Source organism: Streptomyces diacarni (assembly GCF_003323715.1).
Lineage (GTDB): Bacteria > Actinomycetota > Actinomycetes > Streptomycetales > Streptomycetaceae > Streptomyces > Streptomyces diacarni.
This window is the reverse complement of record NZ_QOIN01000036.1, coordinates 131,915-150,760: the sequence shown is the minus strand read 5'-3', so window position 1 is coordinate 150,760 and position 18,846 is coordinate 131,915. Positions and strand designations below refer to the sequence as shown.

Here is an 18,846-nt window from a genome sequence, read left to right as displayed (position 1 = left end):
GCTGCCGTGACGACGCACGTGCCCGCGGCGGCCGGTGCCGGGTGGGCGGCGCGCCCGCCCACCCGGCACCGGCTCTCAGGCGCGCCCCGCGGTCTTCTGCGTGCGGCGGGAGATCGAGTCGATGACGACCGCGGCGAGCAGCACCGCGCCGGTGATCATGTCGCGGACGGCGGACCCGGTACCCAGCAGGGCCATGCCGGAGTTGATCGACTGGATGACGAGGGCACCCAGCAGCGCCGACCAGGTCTTGCCGCGGCCGCCGAAGAGGCTGGTGCCGCCGATGACGGCGGCGGCGATGCAGTTCATCAGCAGGCTGCCCGCGCCCGAGGACTGGTTGGCGGCGTTGATCTGGGAGGCGAAGAACAGTCCGCCGACGGCGGCCATGGTCCCGGCGATCGCGTAGACGGTGATCCGGATCATGGGCACGCTGATGCCGGCCCGCGCGGCGGCCTCGCTGCTGCCGCCGACGGCGAAGACCTGCCGCCCGTAGGTGGTGCGGCGGAGCACGAAGTCACCGAGGACGATGACGCCGACGAAGATGACGACCGCCAGCGGGAGGCCCTTGTAGGAGTTGAAGACGAGGGCCGCCGCGTAGGCGGGTATCGCCACGACGACCGTGCGGAGCACGATCTCGCTGAGCGGGCGGCTGGGCACGTCCGCCGCCTTGCGCCGGCGCGCGTCCAGCAGCGAGAAGCCGAGGAACGCCAGCACGCAGACGGTGGCCAGCCCCATCGCCCAGAACTTGTCGGCGAAGTAGTGGTTGGTCAGTTGGGCGACCACGCCGTCGTCGTCGAGGTTGATGGTGCCGCTGGGACCGAGGATCTGGAGCATCAGGCCGTTCCAGCCGAGCAGGCCGGCCAGCGTGACCACGAAGGCGGGGACACCGATCTTGGCGAAGAAGAAGCCGTGCAGGGCGCCGGCCGCCATGCCGACGAGGATGGCCAGGATCACGGCCAGGACCTCGTTCATGCCCTGGTTGATGTTGAGCACGGCCAGCACGGCTGCGGACATGCCGCTGACCGAGCCGACGGACAGGTCGATCTCGCCCAGCAGCAGGACGAAGACGATGCCGACCGCGATCAGCCCGGTTCCGGCGCTCTGCACGAACAGGTTGCTGAGGTTGTTCGCACTCAGGAACGCGGAGTCCTGGAGCTGGAAGACGAGGCCGATGACGATGAGCCCGACGATCACGGGCAGCGAGCCGAGTTCGCCGGTGCGCAGGCGGCGCGTCAGGTCGTCGAGGTAGCCGGCGAAGCCGCGTTCGCGCACGAGGAGGCGCGGGTCGACGGACGCGACGGATCCGGCGGCCGCTGTGCCGTTCGCTTCGCCCCCGTCCTGCTGGGGGGCGGTGGCCTTGTCGCCCGTGGCTCCGTCTGTGGGGGTGCCGGTGGTCACTTGCGCACCTCCGTGGTGGACGCCTGCTGTGCGGTTCGGGCATTGCGCCGGGTGACGACGTTGTCAGTGGCTCCGGTGATCGCCGAGACGATCTCCTCCTGGGAGGTCTCGCTCACCGTGAAGGTGCCGTTGTTGCGGCCGAGGCGCAGGACGGCGACCCGGTCGCTGACGGCGCGCACGTCGGCCATGTTGTGGCTGATGAGCAGCACGCCCAGCTCCCGCTCCCGCAGCCGCTCCACCAGGTCGAGAACCTGCGCGGTCTGCTCGACGCCGAGCGCGGCGGTGGGCTCGTCGAGGATGACGACGCGGGGCTCGCCGAGCAGCGAGCGGGCGATGGCCACGGTCTGCCGCTGCCCGCCGGAGAGGGAGGCGACGGGGATGCGGACGCTGGGAATGCGGATCGAGAGGGTGGAGAGGAGCTCGCGGGAGCGGCGCTCCATCTCGACCTCGTCGAGGATGCCCCCCGACTTGAGTTCGTTGCCCAGGAAGAGGTTGCCGACGACGTCGAGGTTGTCGCACAGCGCCAGGTCCTGGTAGACGGTCGCGATGCCGAGTTCCTGGGCGTCGTGCGGCTTGTCGACGCTGACGGGCTCGCCGTTCCACTCCAGGCGGCCCTCGTCCGCGGGGCTGACGCCCGCGATGGCTTTGACCAGGGTGGACTTTCCTGCACCGTTGTCCCCGACGAGCGCGACGACCTCGCCGGGGTGGACCTCCAGCTCGACGTCCGTGAGCGCCTGCACGGCGCCGAACCGCTTGGAGACTCCGCGCAACGCCAGCACGGGCGTAGCGGACACGTGAATCACTCCTTAACCGTGATCGGCGCGCCGGCGGTGGGCCGTCGGGCCGCCGCCCGCCCGCCGGACGGGGCCGCTGGGGCTTCCGTACGGCGGGCGGGCGAGTGCGGTGCCGACGGGGCCGCCGGGCCGATCGATGTCGCCTGGACCTACTTGATGCCCGCCTCGTCACAGGCCTTCTTGAACTTGCTGGTGCAGATCTCCTTGGCCGTGAAGAACCCGGACTTGCCCACGTACTTCTTGATGTCGTCCTTGGTCAGCGGCAGCGGAGTGACGATCTTGGTGGGGATCTCCTTCTGCGAGGAGCTGTCGGACGTGGAGGTGGCGATGTCGTCCAGCTTCTCGCCCTTGGCCAGTGCGACGGCGAACTCGGCCGCCGCCGAGGTCTCGGGCACGTACGGCTTGTAGACGCTCATGAACTGCTCGCCGGACAGGATGCGCTGCACGGCGTTGAGTTCGGCGTCCTGGCCCGTCACCGGAGGCATGTTGTCCTTGGTGAAACCGGCGCCCTTGAGCGCGGTGATGATGCCGCCGGCCATACCGTCGTTGGCCGAGTAGACACCGACGATGTTCTTCTTGCCGAGGGAGGAGAGGGCGCCCTTCATGTTGCCGTTGGCGTTCTCCGGCTTCCACTCCTTGGTGTCGTACTCCTTGCCGACCTTCACCTTGCCGTCGAGGACGGAGTGGGCGCCCTCCTTGTACATCTTGGCGTTGGGGTCGGTGACGGAGCCGTTCATCATGACGATCTTGCCGTCGTCGGCCTTGTCGCCGAGCTCCTTGAGCAGGGACTCGGCCTGGATCTTGCCGACCCGCGGGTTGTCGACGGAGGTGTAGGCCTTGATGGGGCCTTCGGCGAGGCGGTCGTAGGCGACGACGGGGATGTCGGCGTCGTCGGCCTTCTTGACGGAGCTGGCGATGGACTTGGCGTCCACGGCGTCCACGATGAGCGCGTCGACCTTCTTGGTGACCATCGTCTCGGCCTGCTGCTGCTGGAGGTTGGCGTCCTGTTTGGCGTTGGAGTACAGGATTCTGGTGTCCTTGCCCGCCAGTTCCTTGATCTTCTTCTCCAGCAGCGGCTTGTCGAACCGCTCGTAACGTGCTGTCTGGTTCTCTGGGAGCAGCAGCCCGATCGTCAGCGGGCCCTCCTTCTCCTTGCCGCTGTCGTTGCCGTCCGCCTGGTCAGCACTGCCGCAGGCGGCTGTGGTGAGGGCGAGCGAGAGTGTGACGGTACCGAAGACGATGCCGCGCAGCGCTGCGTGCATGGTGACCTCCCTGACGGGGCCGCGGCGTCGCGGCCGGGGTAGCCGGAAGTCAACTCGCCGCCGTCACACCGGTCAATAAGAAAATCCTTAACGAGATGACAACGATGCCATCCATTGAAAACAGAAAGCCACAGAACGACCGGAGGGGGCGCCCCGTAAGGGGTACGGGGCACTGCGCGGCCGGCCACAACGAGCCCGCACCGCGCAACGCCGCAGGACCGCAGGGCCTCAGCGGCGAGGCCTCGACAGGACCCCCAGGGCTCAGGCCGCGGCCGAGGCTGCCGCGTCCACCAGTGTGGTGTCACCCATCTCGTTGAGCACCAGAGCGAGCGCGCCCAACACCTCGGCGCGGCTGTCGAGTTCGCCGGGCGCCACCGTCAACTGCCGTGCCGCGCTGGGGATCGCGTAGCGCGCCACCGAGTCCCGCACCGGGTCCAGCACCAGGTCTCCGGCCTCGGCCAGGTCTCCGCCCAGCACGACCCGTGAGGGGTTGAGAAGGTTGCAGAGGCTGGCCACCCCGCTGCCGATGTGGCGGCCGATGTCGGCGACGACGCGCCGGCAGCCGGGGTCGCCCTCGCCGGCCAGCCGCACCACCCGCGCCATGGTCAGGTCGGTGCCGTGGCTGGAGTGCAGCAGCGGCAGCACGTACCGGGCCGCGGTGAAGGTCTCGAGGCAGCCGCGGTTGCCGCAGCGGCAGACGGGGCCCGACTCGTCCAGCGTGATGTGGCCGATCTCGCCCGCCGTGCCGCCCGGGCCGCGGTAGATCCGGCCGTTGATGACCAGTCCGGCGCCGACGCCGCTGGCGACCTTGATGTAGGCCAGGTCACCGGCGCCGTGCCCCGCGCCCCACACCTGCTCGCCGAGGGCACCGAGGTTGGCGTCGTTGTCGACGTAGACGGGCACGCCGATCCGCGTGGCGAGCTCGTCGCGCGGGTTGGTGCCGGCCCATCCCGGCAGGATCGCGGTGGAGCCCAGCACGCCCGTCTCGATGTCGATCGGCCCCGGGACGCCCAGGCCGATGCCGATGACCTTGCCCGGGCTGATCCCGCTCTCGGCGACCAGCCGCCGCACCAGCCGCTCGGCGCGGTCGAAGCCCTCTCCCGCCGAGGCGTCGACGTCGATGGGCTCGGCGTCCTCGGCCAGTACGGTGTGCGCCAGGTTGCCGACGGCGACGCGCAGGTGCGAGTGGCCGAAGTCGACGCCGACGACGATGCCCGCGTCGGCGCTGAGGGAGACGGCGCGGGCCCGCCTGCCGCCGGAGGAGGTGGGGGTGACCTCGACGGTTCCGGCGTCCTTGAGCTCACGGACGATGTTGGAGACGGTCGCGGCGGACAGCCCCGTACTGCGGGCGATCTCCGCCTGGGTGAGCGAGCCCGCCATCCGTACGGCCCGCACGACGCGCTCCAGATTCGCCCGGTGCAGCGAGGACTGCGACCCCGGAGTCTCCACCACTGTTCACTCCCCGCTTGTCTCCAACATCTGAACCCCAAGAAGAGCCCCGGCGGTCCTCCCCGTCAAGTCCTTCGATCGAGCCGGCAGCGGTCGGCGCTCATTTGTGCCTCATCATACGGAGGTGAGCGGGCTCAACGCGCCGGGTCCCCGGCCGGTGGCCGGGGACCCGGGCTCGGGGCCGTCGCAGCGGTGCTCACCTCACTTGACGGAGCCCGCCGTCAGCCCGGAGACCACGTGCCGCTCGATGAACGCGAACAGGATGATCACCGGGACGATGGCGACGACGGAGGCGGCGAACAGGTAGTTCCACTGCACCGTGTAGGCGCCGATGAAGTTGTTGATGCCGACCGTCAGCGGCTGCTTGTCCGGCTCCGTGGAGAGGGTCAGACCCATCACGAACTCGTTCCAGGCCGAGATGAAGGTGAAGATCACGGCCGTGACGACGCCGGGCAGTGCCAGCGGAAGCGTCACCCGCGTCATCGCCCCGAAGCGGCTGGTGCCGTCCACCATCGCCGCCTCCTCCAGCTCCTGCGGGATGGACCCGATGTAGGCGGTGAGGATCCACACGGCGAAGGCGAGGTTGAACGCGGCGTTGGTGAGGATCAGCGTCCAGACCGAGTTGAGCATGTCCAGCTGGTAGAACTCGCGGTAGAGACCCACCAGCAGGGCGGTCGGCTGGAACATCTGGGTGACCAGCACCAGCAGCAGGAACCACTTGCGGCCCCTGAACTTCATCCGCGCCGTGTAGTACGCGGCCGGCAGCGAGACGAGCAGCACCAGCAGCGTGGAGCCGCCCGCCACCAACAGGGTGACCTGGAGGTTGTTCCCGAGCGAGGACTCGCGCCAGACCTCGATGAAGTTCGACCAGTCCAGCTTGTCGGGCAGGTAGGTGCGGTCACGCAGTTCGTCGGCGGGCCGCAGCGCCGTGACGATCATCTCCAGGTACGGCGCCAGGAACAGCGCGGCGAGCAGCCACGCGAAGGCGGCGATCACCAGGCTGCGCGGCCGGAAGCCGCGCCTGGGCGGGCGCACGGTGCGCTTGGCGGGCCCCGCGGGCCCCTCCTTGACGGGCCCGGGCCCGGCGGTCTGTGTTGCGGTCGCCATCAGTCCTCCTCGTTCCACCGGCTGACCTTGAGGAAGAGCAGCACGAGCACGACGACCATGGCGAAGTTGACCACCGACATCGCCGCCGACTCGGCGATGTCCGTCTCCTTGAGCTTGTACATGAACACGGTGGTCGTCGAGGTGTCGCTGCCCGGGCCGCCCTGCGTCATCGCCCAGATGATCGGGAACGAGTTGAAGACGTTGATGAGGTTGATGACCACACCGACGAGGAACGCGGGGCGCAGCAGGGGCAGGGTGATGCTCCGGTAGGTCTGCCAGGGACCCGCACCGTCGATGCGGGCCGCCTCGTACACATCGCCCGGGATCGTCTGGAGCCCCGCCAGCAGGGTGTAGGTGGTGAAGGGCAGCGAGACGAAGACCGCCACGAACATCATCCAGGGCCAGGCGGTGGACTGGGAGCCCAGCCAGTCCGTTGACTTGTCGATGATGCCCAGGTCCAGCATCACCGTGTTGAGCACACCGGCGGTCTGGTTGAGCATCCACTTGAAGCCGATGGCGGTCATCAGGACCGAGGCCGCCCAGGGCGCGATGAGCGCCCATCGGGTGACGCTGCGCCCCGGGAAGCGCTGGTTGAACAGCTGGGCCAGGCCCAGCGACACCAGCATGGTGACGCTGACGACCACGACCGTCCACAGGACGGTGTAGCCGATGACGTGCCCGAAGCCGGACTCGTCGAAGAGCTTCTCGTATTTCTCGGTGCCGGCCGAGCCCCGCACGACCCCCGAGATGCTGATGTTCTGGAACGAGGTCCTGATCAGCTCGACGATGGGCCACACGACGACGGCGAGGATGAGCAGGACGACCGGGGCTATCCAGGGAAGCGGGCCGAGCCGGGCCAGCCCGCCGCGCGAGCGGCGGACCGGCCTGGCCGACTGCCCGCCCCGCCCCCGGCTCCTGCTGGCCGGGGACGGCGGGGCCTTCAATGACACGGGGTCTCCTTGCGGTACGGAGGGGCGAAGTGGGGCGTCGGGCGGCCTACTTGGTGTTCGCCGCCGCTTCCTCCGCCTTCTTCTGCAGGTCCCCGAGGATCTTCTTCGGGTCCTCCTTGGCCGCCTTGCCGCCGGTCTTCTTCATCTCGGCGGAGACGATGTCCCAGGCGGGGTCGCCCAGCGGGTAGAACCGCGCGCCGTCCAGCTCGTCGAAGAAGGGCTGGAGGTCCTTGTGCTTGCCGTTCGACTGCATCGTCTCCAGCGCGTCCTTGGTGACGGGCATGAAGTTGTACATCTCGTCGAACTTCAGCATCTTCTTCGAGTACACGAAGTCGAGGAACTTCTTTATCTGCTCCTGCTTGCCGCCGTCCTTGAAGGCCATCATCCAGTCGGCGACGCCCAGGGTCGTCTTGAGCGGCCCGTCCTTGCCCGGGATGGTGGTGACCCCGTAGTCCACCTTGCCCGCCTTCGCCATCTGAACGAGGCTCGGGTGGCCGTTGAGCATGCCCGCCTTGCCCGCGGCGAAGTCGGCGAAGGCCGTCTTGCGGTCGGTTGAGGCCGGGTTGGAGTACGTCAGGCCCGGCTTGACCAGGTTGTCCTGGAGCCAGTCGAAGGTCTCGACGTTCTTCTTGCTGTCGAGGGTGTACTTGCCGCTGGAGTCGGTGTAGCCACCGCCGTTGCCCAGCTCCCAGATCAGCGACTCGCCCTGCGCCTCCTCGGGGCCCAGCGGGAGCGCGTAGGGGGTGTCGGCCGCCTTCGACTTCTTGATCTTCTCGGCGGCCTCGGCCAGCTCGTCCCAGGTCTTGGGCGGCGTCTTGATGCCCGCCTTCTTGAAGACCTCCTTGTTGTAGAACAGCACGCGGGTGGAGGAGACCCACGGGATGCCGTACTGGGTGCCGTCCACCTCGCCGGCCTCGGCGAACGACGGGATGAGGTTCTTCTTCGTCTTGGGCGAGAGGACCTCGTCGGCCTTGTAGAGCAGGTCGTCGGCGACCTTGTCGGCGTAGCCGCCGGTCTGCAGCAGATCCGGCACGTTGCCGCTCTGGATCATCGTCTTGACCTGCTTGTCGATGTCGTTCCAGTTGATGACCTGGACCTCGACCTTGATGTCCTTGTTCTGCTTCTCGAAGTCCTTGACCACCGAGTCCCAGTAGACCTTCGAGGCGTTGGACTTCTTGTCGCCGTAGTCGGCAGCCACCAGTTTGAGGGTGTTCTTGTCCCCGGAGCTCCCGCTGTCACCGCCGCAGGCGGTCACGCTCAGTGCCATGGCGAGCGCTGCGGCGCCGGCCGCCACTGCTCTTTTGTTCATGTTGCTCAACCCTTCGACATCGGTGTCGACTTGCTCGCAGGTGATGCGTCGCACCGGGCGCCACCCGGTCCCCCACGCAACGCTCGGGCGAGGAGCCCCGACCGCCCGGAAAGGTGATCCCGCAGCAGTCACGGCGCAGACTATCCATGGCGGATTCCGCCTCGACAGGTCTAGGCCACTTTCGTGGCCAACCTGAAATCACCGCTGTGGGCGGGTAGTTTGACCGGCGCGTTTCCCCCCGGCCTCCGGGCCGCCCACCCGGTTCGCGACCGCGATAGTGCCTATTTGATCGCGCCCGCGGTCAGCCCCGCCTGCACCTGGCGCTGGAAAACCGCGTAGACGACGAGCACCGGCACCATGGCCAGGGTCAGCCCCGCGAACAGCGCGCCCCAGTCGCCCGCGTACCCCTGGGAGACGGTCAGCGCCGCGAGCCCCTGGGGCAGCACGTAGTTGTTCTCGTCGTCGTTGTTGAGCAGCAGCGGGAGCAGGTACTGGTTCCACTGCCCGAGGAAGTTGAAGATGCCGATGCTGACCAGGCCCGGCTTCGCCATGGGGAGCATGACCTGGAAAAACGTCCGGGTGTGCGAGGCCCCGTCGATCATCGCCGCTTCCTGCACCCCGCTGGGCAGCGTCCGGAAGAACGAGGTGAGGAAGAAGGTGGTGAACGGCAGCGAATAGGCGATGTACGCGATGATCAGCCCGGGACGGGTGTCCAGCAGGGACAAGTTGTCCATGATCGTGAACAGCGGGATCAGCGCCAGGATCACCGGGAACATCATTCCGCCGGCGAACAGCAGGAAGATGAACCGGTTGCCGGGAAAGGTGAAGCGGGCGATCACGTAGGCGGCCATCGAGCCGAGCAGCATGGTGCCCGTGAGCGAGCCCGCCAGGATGATGACCGAGTTGAGCGCGTAGCGGCCCACCTTCGCCTCGGTCCAGGCGTTGACGAAGTTCTCCCAGTGCAGCGAGGTGGGCAGACCCATCGGGTCGCCCAGGTAGTCCGCCGTCGGCCGGAAGGCGGTCAGCGCCACCCAGACCAGCGGGCCCGCCGCCATGATCACCCACAGGACCAGGAAGCCGTGCGAGAAGGCGTTCAGGGTGCGGCTCTCGCCGCCCTTGAGGCCCCTGGCGTCCTTCCCGCCCTTCCCGCCCCTGCCGCCGCCCGCGGCGCGCGGGCGGGTGGTGCTCCCGGACGCCGGGTCCGCGGCCGCCTTCTCGGCCACCGCCGCCGCGTCCGTGCTCATCGGTTCGGCACTCATCGCAACCCGCTTCTCAGTACTCGATCGTCTCACGGCGGCCGATCCTCATCACGATGAGCGTGAACGCCATGCTCAGGACGAGGAGCACCACACCGATGGCCGTGGCGTAGCCGAACTGGCCCTCACGGAAGCGCTCGTACAGGTAGACCGGGGTCACCTTCAGCACGTGTCCCGGCACCATGATCAGGACGACGGCGAAGGCGTCCAGCGCCTGGATGCCCATGTAGATCCAGCCGGTGCGCACGGTGTCCCAGATCAGGGGCAGCGTGACCCGGAAGAACGTGGCGCCCCGGCCCGCGCCGTCCAGCAGCGCCGCCTCGTAGATGTCCTTGGGGATCGCCCCCATCGCGGCCGAGAAGAGCACCACGTAGAACCCGACGAAGCTCCAGGCGATCACCGCCATCGTGGCGAACAGGCCCAGCTTGTAGTCGCCGCCCAGCCAGCGCTGTTCGAGGGAGCCGAGGCCCACCTCGCCCAGCAGCCCGTTCAGCAGGCCGCTGCGGGAGCTGTAGACCTGCTGCCAGACCACCGCGATCAGCGCGATGGAGAGGACCTGGGGAAAGAAGTAGACGACCTTGTAGAACGAGGAGCCGACGACCCCGGAGACGGCCTCTCCCCTGCGGTGCCGGCCGCCCGCGGTGATCATGTAGGCGAAGAAGATGCCGAGCGCGAGCGTGACCACCGGAACGAACACCAGCAGCAGCAGACTGGTCTGGACCGATGACCAGAACTTTTCGTCGTTCCACATCTTCACGTAGTTGTCGAAGCCGACGAAGTTCGCCGTGGCGCCGCCCGCCCAGTCGGTGAACGAGTAGTAGATCGCCTGGAAGAACGGGGAGATGACGAAGACGGCGTAGAAGGCCAGCGGCAGGATCAGGAATCCCACGATGAACCGGTACTTGTCCAGCGTCCGGTACCTGCGATCGGCACGCACCCGTGCCGGGGTGAACCGGGGCGGCAGCAGGACCGCCACCGCGAAGGCCAGCTTGTCGCCGGGCGGCAGTTTCCGCCACGGGACCGTTCCCTGTGTCGCCGGCCCGCTCGGGTCCGGCCGTGTCCGAGTCCTCACGCCGCTCCGCTCTCCCCCACTCCCCGTTCCCGACGCCCTGCCTCAGGCCTTCTTGATCTTGTGGACGTCGGGGTCCTTGGCGACCCGGTCGGCGGCCTTCTGCATGGTGTTCATCGCTTCCTTGACCGACGAGTCACCGTTCATGAAGGAGCCGACGACGTTGTTGAACTCCTCGTTCCACAGCGCCGTGTACCACTCCTTGAAGAAGGCGATCACGATGTTGTCGCCCGCCGCCTTGATGGCCTTCTGCGAGCTGGCGACGCCCGGGGGCAGGTCGAGGCCGTCGATGGCGCCCTTGACCACGGGCATGGAGGAGACCTCGCGGAAGAAGTTCTGTGCGGCCTTCTTGCTGTACATCATCCGCATCCACTCCATCCCCCCCTGCTTGTTCTTGGCCTTCTCGGGGATGAGGAACGGCTCGCCTGGCGGCGCGTACAGGGTGCCGAACGGCATGGCGTCGCCCTTGTCGAGGGACGGGGTGGCGCCCACCCGCATCTCGAAGTCCTTCGGCGTGGTGGGCTTCGCCTCGTTCTCCACCCAGGAGCCGTCCGGGATGAAGACGGCCTTGCCCTTCGTCCAGGCGGTCTGGGCCTCGATGTGCGCCTTCTCGCCGTCGAACCCCTGGAGGACGTACTTCTTGGCCAGCAGCTCCTCGTAGGCCTCGAAGACGGCCTTGACCGCGTCGGACTTCCAGGCGTTCGGCTCCAGGTAGTCCATGGCCTCCAGCTGCTTGCGGCCGCCTGCCTGTCCGAACATCGCGTACATGCTGAAGAACATGTAGCGCGGGTGTCCGGCCGGATACGTCCAGCCGTGCACGCCCTTCTTCTTCGCCGTCTTGCAGACCGCCAGCATCTCGTCCCACGTCTTGGGGTATTCGACCTCCAGCGTCTTGCTGAGCATGGTGTCCGAATACCAGATGCCGTAGACGGTCTGCGCGACGTTGAGCTGGTAGACGGCGTCGCTGCCGAACTGCCCCATCTCCACGACGCCGGGCACGAAGGTGTCGCGGACCTTCACCTCCGGGTCGTCCCAGCTCGGCGCGTCCAGCAGCTCGCTCACGTCCGCGGCCTGCTTGTTCTGGACGAGCGAGAGGATGTTCATGTTGTCGGCGCCGGAGTTGTTGATCACGTCCGGCGGATCGCCCTTCACGATGCGCGGCTGCGTCTGCGTGGCGATCTTCTCGGTCTTCTTCTGGTCGACCTTCGCGTCCGGGTACTTCTTCTCGTATATGTCGCTGACGTAGCGCGCGTACTTGTCGTCGTAGCCGCCGTTGAAGATATAGACCTGGAGTTCGGCGTCCTTTTTGACCGCGAGCGGATTGTCGGCGGACTTCTTTCCCTTTTCGGCCTTGTTCTCCTCGCCACCGCCGGTGGCGCAGGAGGTCAGCGACCCGAGTGCGGGTACCGCGAGAAGACCGGCCGCCGTGGCCCGCTTCATCACGTCACGACGGTTGACGTTGGTGGTTCCCATGCTCAAGTCCTCGCCTTCTCCAGGACTCAGGCGGTGTACCGGTCTCCCGTCAACTCGCCACCGGCGAAGGGCCCGACACCGCGGGTGAAGTTCAAGCTGGTTGGTGCGGGTTGTGCGATGGTGCGCCAGGAGTACGGTCTCCCGCGCGCGGGTACCGCTCAAGGTGCGGACAGGTATAGTCCACTCTTCGCCATTTGGGCAAGATCAAGAACGGACCGGCCCGTCATCTTTCCCGAGTTGAGACCTGTGCCGAATTCCCCTTCGGTTCAGACGCCCCGGCACCCTTGACACCAGCGGGCTCGCGTACATTACTGGTCGTCGAAAATCACAACTGACAACGTTGTCGGCCCGTTGAGAGGTCCGTGTGTCGCACAGCCCCCTGCTCCGACTCCGTATGCCGTCCGGGCACAGACCCGGACACCGGCCGCCGCCCGACGGGCGAGCGGGCCGCCGCAGACCCTCCGGCTTCCGCGCCGCGCCCCGTATGACGGCCGCGCGAAGGACCGCCGTCGCACTCGTCCTCGCCCTGGTCGCCACCTCCACCATCGAGGCCACCAGCGCCGTCGCCCGCCCCGACCCCGGCTCCGGAGCGCACCCCACCCGGTTCGCCTCCTCCTTCGAACCCGACACCCCCGCCCCCGACTGGAACGACACCGTCGAGACCGGCCCCGACGGCACCCCGCGCGCCGACCACGTCACCCACGAAGGCAAGCCCGGACTCGCCACCCGCACCGGCACGGGCCCCGAGAAGTCCCCCACAGCGAAGACGGGCGCGGGCTTCACCGGAACCCACGCGCTGCGCTTCGCCGGCGAGCACTCCGCAGCGGGGCGCGCCCACGCCACCAACAAGGTCTTCGACGTCGATGTCACCGTCACCCGCGACACGGTGCTCTCCTACCGGCTCTTTCCCGAGATGCCCGAGGGCGACCGCAGCTACGCCGCGACGCACGTGGCCGTCGACCTCGCCTTCACCGACGGCACCTACCTGAGCGAACTGCGCGCCGCCGACCAGCACGGCAACCGGCTGACCCCGGCCGCCCAAGGAGCCTCCAAGACCCTGTACGTCAACCAGTGGAACAACACCGAGGCCCGCATCGGCCGCGTCGCCGAAGGCAAGACCGTCGACCGGGTACTGCTCGGCTACGACGCGTCCACCGGCCCGAAGGACGGCACCCGGCCCTTCGGCGGCTGGCTCGACGACGTGCGGATCGCCCCGCGCAAGCCGGCCGCGGCCGCCCACTCCTCCGACCACCTCTCCGACCACGTCACCACCACTCGCGGCACCAACTCCAGCGGCTCGTTCTCACGCGGCAACAACTTCCCCGCGACCGCCGTCCCGCACGGCTTCAACTTCTGGACGCCGGTGACCGACGCGGGCGCCAAGGACTGGCTGTACAGCTACGCACAGCAGAACAACGCCGACAACCTGCCCTCCCTCCAGGCCTTCAGCGCCAGCCACGAGCCCAGCCCGTGGATGGGTGACCGGCAGACGTTCCAGGTGATGCCCTCGACCGCGAAGGGCACCCCAGACGCCGGCCGCGAGGCACGCGCCCTGCCCTTCCGGCACGCCAACGAGACCGCGCGGCCGCACTACTACGGCGTCACGTTCGAGAACAAGCTGCGGGCCGAGGTCACCCCGACCGACCACGCGGCCATGATGCGCTTCACCTTCCCCAAGCGGGACGCCAGCCTGATCTTCGACAACGTCGACGACAACGCCGGACTCACCCTCGACCCCGAACGGGGCGTCGTCAGCGGCTGGTCCGACGTCAAGAGCGGACTGTCCACGGGCGCGACCCGGATGTTCGTCCACGCCGAGTTCGACGCGCCCGTCACCGACGGGGGCGAACTGTCCGGCGGCGGCAGCAAGGACGCGGCCGGCTACCTGCGCTTCGCACCGGGCAGCGACCGCACCGTGACGATGCGCATAGCCACCTCGCTCATCAGCGTCGAGCAGGCCGAGGCCAACCTGCGCGACGAGATCCCGAGTTCGCGCTCCTTCGACCAGGTCCGGGACCGGGCGCAGCACAAGTGGGACGACCTGCTGGACGTCATCGAGGTCGAGGGCGCCACCCCCGACCAGCTCACCACCCTCTACTCCAACCTCTACCGGCTCTACCTCTACCCCAACGCCGGCCACGAGAAGGTCGGCTCCGCGGTCCGGTACGCCAGCCCCTTCTCGCCCGCCGAGAAGCCGGACACCCCGACCGAGACCGGCTCGAAGATCGTCGACGGAGAGGTCTACGTCAACAACGGCTTCTGGGACACCTACCGCACCACCTGGCCCGCCTACTCCTTCCTCACCCCGAAAGCGGCGGGGAAGATGGTGGACGGGTTCGTGCAGCAGTACAAGGACGGCGGCTGGGTCTCCCGCTGGTCCTCGCCCGGCTACGCCGACCTGATGACCGGCACCTCCTCCGACGTCGCCTTCGCCGACGCCTATCTCAAAGGCGTCGACTTCGACGCGGAGGCCGCCTACGAGGCGGCCCTCAAGAACGCCACCGTCGCCCCGCCGGACCCGGGTGTGGGCCGCAAGGGCATGAACACCTCCCCCTTCCTCGGGTACACCAGCACCGACACCAAGGAAGGCATGTCCTGGGCGCTGGAGGGCTACCTCAACGACTTCGGCATCGCCCAGATGGGCAAGGCCCTCTACAAGAAGACCGGCAAGAAGCGGTACAAGGAGGAGTCCGCCTACTTCTCCCAGCGCGCCCGCAACTACGTCCACCTCTTCGACGACAAGATCGACTTCTTCCAGGGCCGGAACGCCGACGGCACCCGGCGGCTGTCCCCCGACGCGTACGACCCGCGCGTGTGGGGCCACGACTACACCGAGACCAACGGCTGGAACTTCGCCTTCACCGCACCCCAGGACACCCGCGGCCTCGCCAACCTCTACGGCGGCCGCGGCGGCCTCGCCAAGAAGCTGGACACCTACTTCGCCACCCCCGAGACGGGCGAGGAGAAGTACGCCGGCAGCTACGGCGGCGTCATCCACGAGATGACCGAGGCCCGCGACGTACGCATGGGCATGTACGGGCACAGCAACCAGCCCGCGCACCACATCGCCTACCTGTACGACGCGGCCGGACAGCCCTGGAAGACCCAGGAGAAGGTCCGCGAGGTCCTCTCCCGGCTCTACGTCGGCAGCGAGATCGGCCAGGGCTACCCGGGCGACGAGGACAACGGAGAGATGTCCGCCTGGTACGTCTTCAGCGCCCTGGGCTTCTACCCCCTGGTGATGGGCTCGCCCGAGTACGCCGTCGGCTCGCCCCTGTTCACCAAGGCGACCGTGCACCTGGAGAACGGCCGGGACCTGGTGATCAAGGCACCGAAGAACAGCGCGAAGAACGTCTACGTACAGGGCCTGAAGGTCAACGGCAAGAAGTGGCGCTCCACGGCGCTGCCGCACAAGCTGCTGGCCAAGGGCGGCACCCTGGAGTTCGACATGGGCCCCAAGCCCTCGAAGTGGGGCGCCGGACCCGGCCAGGCACCGACCTCCCTCACCAAGGGCGACAAGGCGCCCTCCCCGCAGGGCGACGTGAGCGAGCCCGGGAACTCCCCACTGACCGACGACACCTCCGACACGGCCGCCGAGGCCGGCGACGCGCCGGTCACCGTCGAGCGGGGCTCCCGCGTCACGTCCTACACCCTCACCTCCGACGACCACGCCGACGCACCGACCGGCTGGAAACTGGAGGGCTCCCGCAACGGGGGCAAGACCTGGCACACGGTGGACCGGCGCAAGGGTGAGACCTTCAGCTGGGACAAGCAGACCCGCGTCTTCTCCCTCCGCCACGCCGGCCACTGGACGAGCTACCGCCTGGTACCGACCGAGCCGGGCTCCCGCCTCGCGGAACTCGAACTCCTCGGCCACTGACCGCTCCCCGACCCGCACCACCAACGGACGGGCCGCACCCTCCCGGGTGCGGCCCGTCGTGTGTGGTCGGCGTCCGGAGGGACGTCAGTCGCGGATCAGGGAGCGGAGGACGTACTGGAGGATGCCACCGTTGCGGTAGTAGTCCGCCTCTCCGGGGGTGTCGATGCGGACGGGCGCCTCGAACTCACGGCGGACGTTGTCGGCTTCGCCGGGGGCCGTGTCGGTGGTGACCTTGACCGTGGCCGGGATCTCGCCGTCGTTGAGGGCGGTGATGCCGGTGAGGGTGAAGGTCTCCTCGCCGCTCAGGCCGAGGTCGAGGGCCGAGCTGCCCTCGGGGAACTGCAGCGGCAGGACGCCCATGCCGATGAGGTTCGAGCGGTGGATGCGCTCGTAGGACTCGGCGATGACGGCGCGGACACCGAGCAGTGCGGTGCCCTTGGCCGCCCAGTCGCGGGAGGACCCGGAGCCGTACTCCTTGCCCGCGAGGATGACCAGCGGGGTGCCCTGCGCCTGGTAGTTCTGGGAGGCGTCGTAGATGTAGGAGACCGGGGCTTCCCCATCGCCTTCGGCCGCCCGGGTGAAGTCCCGGGTGAAGCCGCCCTCGGTGCCCGGCGCGATCTGGTTCCGCAGGCGGATGTTGGCGAAGGTGCCGCGGATCATCACTTCGTGGTTGCCGCGCCGCGAGCCGTAGCTGTTGAAGTCGCGGCGGGCCACGCCGTGCTCGGTGAGGTACTGGCCGGCCGGGGTGTCGGCCTTGATCGCACCGGCCGGGGAGATGTGGTCGGTGGTGACCGAGTCGCCCAGCTTGGCCAGCACGCGGGCACCGGAGATGTCGGTGACCGGGGCCGGCTCCATGCCCATGCCCTCGAAGTAGGGGGGCTTGCGCACGTAGGTGGACTCGGTGTCCCACTCGAAGGTGTTGCCGGTGGGGACCGGGAGGGCCTGCCACTGGGCGTCGCCGGCGAAGACGTCGGCGTAGTCCTTGGTGAACATCTCCTGGCCGATGGCGGAGGCGACGACCTGCTCGACCTCCTGCTCGGAGGGCCACAGGTCCTTCAGGTAGACCGGGTTGCCGTTCTGGTCGGTGCCCAGGGCGTCCTCGGTGATGTCCACCTTCATCGAGCCGGCCAGCGCGTAGGCGACCACCAGCGGCGGGGACGCCAGGTAGTTCATCTTGACGTCGGGGTTGATCCGGCCCTCGAAGTTGCGGTTGCCGGACAGGACGGAGACGACGGCCAGGTCGTTGTCGTTGACGGCCTGGGAGACCTCGTCCGGCAGCGGTCCGGAGTTGCCGATGCAGGTGGTGCAGCCGTAGCCGACGAGGTTGAAGCCGAGCTTGTCCAGGTAGGGGGTCAGGCCCGCGCGGTCGTAGTAGTCCATGACGACCTGGGATCCCGGGGCCAGGGTGGTCTTGACCCAGGGCTTGCGGGTGAGGCCCTTCTCCACCGCCTTCTTGGCCAGCAGCGCGGCGCCGACCATGACGTAGGGGTTGGAGGTGTTGGTGCAGGAGGTGATGGCCGCGACGGCGACGGCGCCGTGGTCCAGCTCGTAGGTGACGCCGTCGGGGCCCGTCACCTGGACCGGCTTGCTGGGCACACCGTTGGAGACGGCGGGCGCGTCGGAGGCGGGGAAGGACTCCTTGCCCGCCTCGTCGGTGTCGGTCTCGGAGACGTAGTTGACCACGTCGAGGCCGAACTGGTGCGCGGCGTCGGCGAGCGCGATGCGGTCCTGCGGGCGCTTCGGACCGGCGATGGAGGGGACGACCGTGGCCAGGTCCAGCTCCAGGTACTCGCTGAACTCCGGCTCGCGGGACGCGTCGTGCCACAGGCCCTGTTCCTTGGCGTAGGCCTCGACCAGGGCGAGCTGCTCGGCGCTGCGGCCGGTCAGCTTGAGGTAGTTGATGGTCTCGTCGTCGATCGGGAAGATCGCCGCGGTGGAGCCGAACTCCGGCGACATGTTGCCGATCGTGGCGCGGTTGGCCAGCGGCACCGAGGCGACGCCCTCGCCGTAGAACTCGACGAACTTGCCGACCACACCGTGGTGGCGCAGCATCTCGGTGATGGTGAGCACCAGGTCGGTGGCGGTGGTGCCGGTGGGCAGCTCGCCGGTCAGCTTGAAGCCGACGACGCGCGGGATGAGCATCGAGACGGGCTGGCCCAGCATCGCGGCCTCGGCCTCGATGCCGCCGACGCCCCAGCCCAGGACACCGAGGCCGTTGACCATGGTGGTGTGCGAGTCGGTGCCAACCAGGGTGTCGGGGTAGGCCTGGCCGCCCCGGACCATGACGGTGCGGGCCAGGTGCTCGATGTTGACCTGGTGGACGATGCCGGTGCCGGGCGGGACGACCTTGAACTCGTCGAAGGCGCCCTGGCCCCAGCGCAGGAACTGGTAGCGCTCGCGGTTGCGGCCGTACTCCAGCTCGACGTTCTTCTTGAAGGCGTCGGAGGTGCCGAAGGTGTCGGCGATGACGGAGTGGTCGATGACCAGCTCGGCCGGGGCCAGCGGATTGATGCGGTCGGCGTCGCCGCCGAGCTCCTTGACGGCCTCGCGCATGGTGGCCAGGTCCACGACGCAGGGCACGCCGGTGAAGTCCTGCATGATGACGCGGGCCGGGGTGAACTGGATCTCCTGGCTCGGCTGCGCGTTCGGGTCCCAGTTGCCGAGGGCGCGGATGTGGTCGGCGGTGATGTTGGCGCCGTCCTCGGTGCGGAGCAGGTTCTCCAGCAGGACCTTCAGGCTGTAGGGCAGCCGGGCGGAGCCGTCCACTTTGTCCAGCTTGAAGATTTCGTACGACTCGTCGCCCACCTGCAGCGTGCTGCGGGCGTCGAAGCTGTTCGCCGACACGACAGTCTCCTTCAGTGCCTTGTGTGCATCGGCCGCCGGTGCGCTATGGTGAGCGAGC

Annotated in this window: 12 protein-coding genes; 1 reads left to right on the top strand and 11 read right to left on the bottom strand. The window is 68.3% G+C overall.

Annotation, left to right across the window (positions count from 1 at the left end; all coding sequences use genetic code 11):
- Positions 1–75: 75 nt before the first annotated feature.
- From DTL70_RS09345 to ngcE, 10 genes are all read right to left on the bottom strand, one after another.
- On the bottom strand, positions 76–1,395 hold the full coding sequence (locus tag DTL70_RS09345; protein WP_114021400.1) for a sugar ABC transporter permease: 1,320 nt from the start codon (positions 1,393–1,395) through the stop codon (positions 76–78).
- The gene (locus tag DTL70_RS09340; protein ID WP_114021399.1) at positions 1,392–2,198 is read right to left on the bottom strand and encodes an ATP-binding cassette domain-containing protein; all 807 of its coding nucleotides are present in this window, start codon (positions 2,196–2,198) and stop codon (positions 1,392–1,394) included. Before DTL70_RS09340 ends, DTL70_RS09345 begins: the two co-directional genes overlap by 4 nt.
- A 140-nt stretch (positions 2,199–2,338) precedes the next feature.
- Positions 2,339–3,451: a substrate-binding domain-containing protein gene (locus DTL70_RS09335; protein ID WP_114021398.1), complete on the bottom strand. Its 1,113-nt coding sequence runs from the start codon at positions 3,449–3,451 to the stop codon at positions 2,339–2,341.
- A 261-nt stretch (positions 3,452–3,712) separates the two neighbouring features.
- Positions 3,713–4,900 (bottom strand): ROK family transcriptional regulator, encoded by a 1,188-nt coding sequence (locus DTL70_RS09330; RefSeq protein ID WP_114021397.1) that lies wholly within the window; start codon positions 4,898–4,900, stop codon positions 3,713–3,715.
- A 201-nt stretch (positions 4,901–5,101) separates the two neighbouring features.
- Positions 5,102–6,007 carry a carbohydrate ABC transporter permease gene (locus DTL70_RS09325; RefSeq protein WP_114021396.1) on the bottom strand — a complete coding sequence of 302 codons (906 nt, stop codon included), beginning with the start codon at positions 6,005–6,007 and terminating at the stop codon, positions 5,102–5,104.
- Entirely contained in the window at positions 6,007–6,957 is a 951-nt protein-coding gene (locus DTL70_RS09320; RefSeq protein ID WP_181860847.1) for a carbohydrate ABC transporter permease, read from the bottom strand. Before DTL70_RS09320 ends, DTL70_RS09325 begins: the two co-directional genes overlap by 1 nt.
- A 46-nt stretch (positions 6,958–7,003) precedes the next feature.
- Positions 7,004–8,266 carry an extracellular solute-binding protein gene (locus DTL70_RS09315; protein ID WP_181860846.1) on the bottom strand — a complete coding sequence of 421 codons (1,263 nt, stop codon included), beginning with the start codon at positions 8,264–8,266 and terminating at the stop codon, positions 7,004–7,006.
- Between the two features lie 281 nt (positions 8,267–8,547).
- A complete protein-coding gene (locus DTL70_RS09310; RefSeq protein ID WP_114021394.1) occupies positions 8,548–9,525 on the bottom strand; it encodes a carbohydrate ABC transporter permease in 978 nt (325 codons plus the stop codon).
- 13 nt (positions 9,526–9,538) lie between these two features.
- Entirely contained in the window at positions 9,539–10,594 is a 1,056-nt protein-coding gene (locus DTL70_RS09305; protein WP_114021393.1) for a carbohydrate ABC transporter permease, read from the bottom strand.
- Between the two features lie 42 nt (positions 10,595–10,636).
- Complete coding sequence (gene ngcE, locus DTL70_RS09300; protein WP_114021392.1) at positions 10,637–12,064, bottom strand: N-acetylglucosamine/diacetylchitobiose ABC transporter substrate-binding protein; 1,428 nt, start codon at positions 12,062–12,064, stop codon at positions 10,637–10,639.
- Positions 12,065–12,548: 484 nt separating this feature from the next.
- Here ngcE and DTL70_RS09295 point away from each other — a divergent pair, with 484 nt between their 5' ends.
- On the top strand, positions 12,549–15,944 hold the full coding sequence (locus DTL70_RS09295) for a GH92 family glycosyl hydrolase (RefSeq protein ID WP_114021391.1): 3,396 nt from the start codon (positions 12,549–12,551) through the stop codon (positions 15,942–15,944).
- An 84-nt stretch (positions 15,945–16,028) separates the two neighbouring features.
- Here the strand turns inward: DTL70_RS09295 and acnA are convergent, their stop codons facing one another.
- Positions 16,029–18,788: an aconitate hydratase AcnA gene (gene acnA, locus DTL70_RS09290; protein WP_114021390.1), complete on the bottom strand. Its 2,760-nt coding sequence runs from the start codon at positions 18,786–18,788 to the stop codon at positions 16,029–16,031.
- Positions 18,789–18,846: the final 58 nt, after the last annotated feature.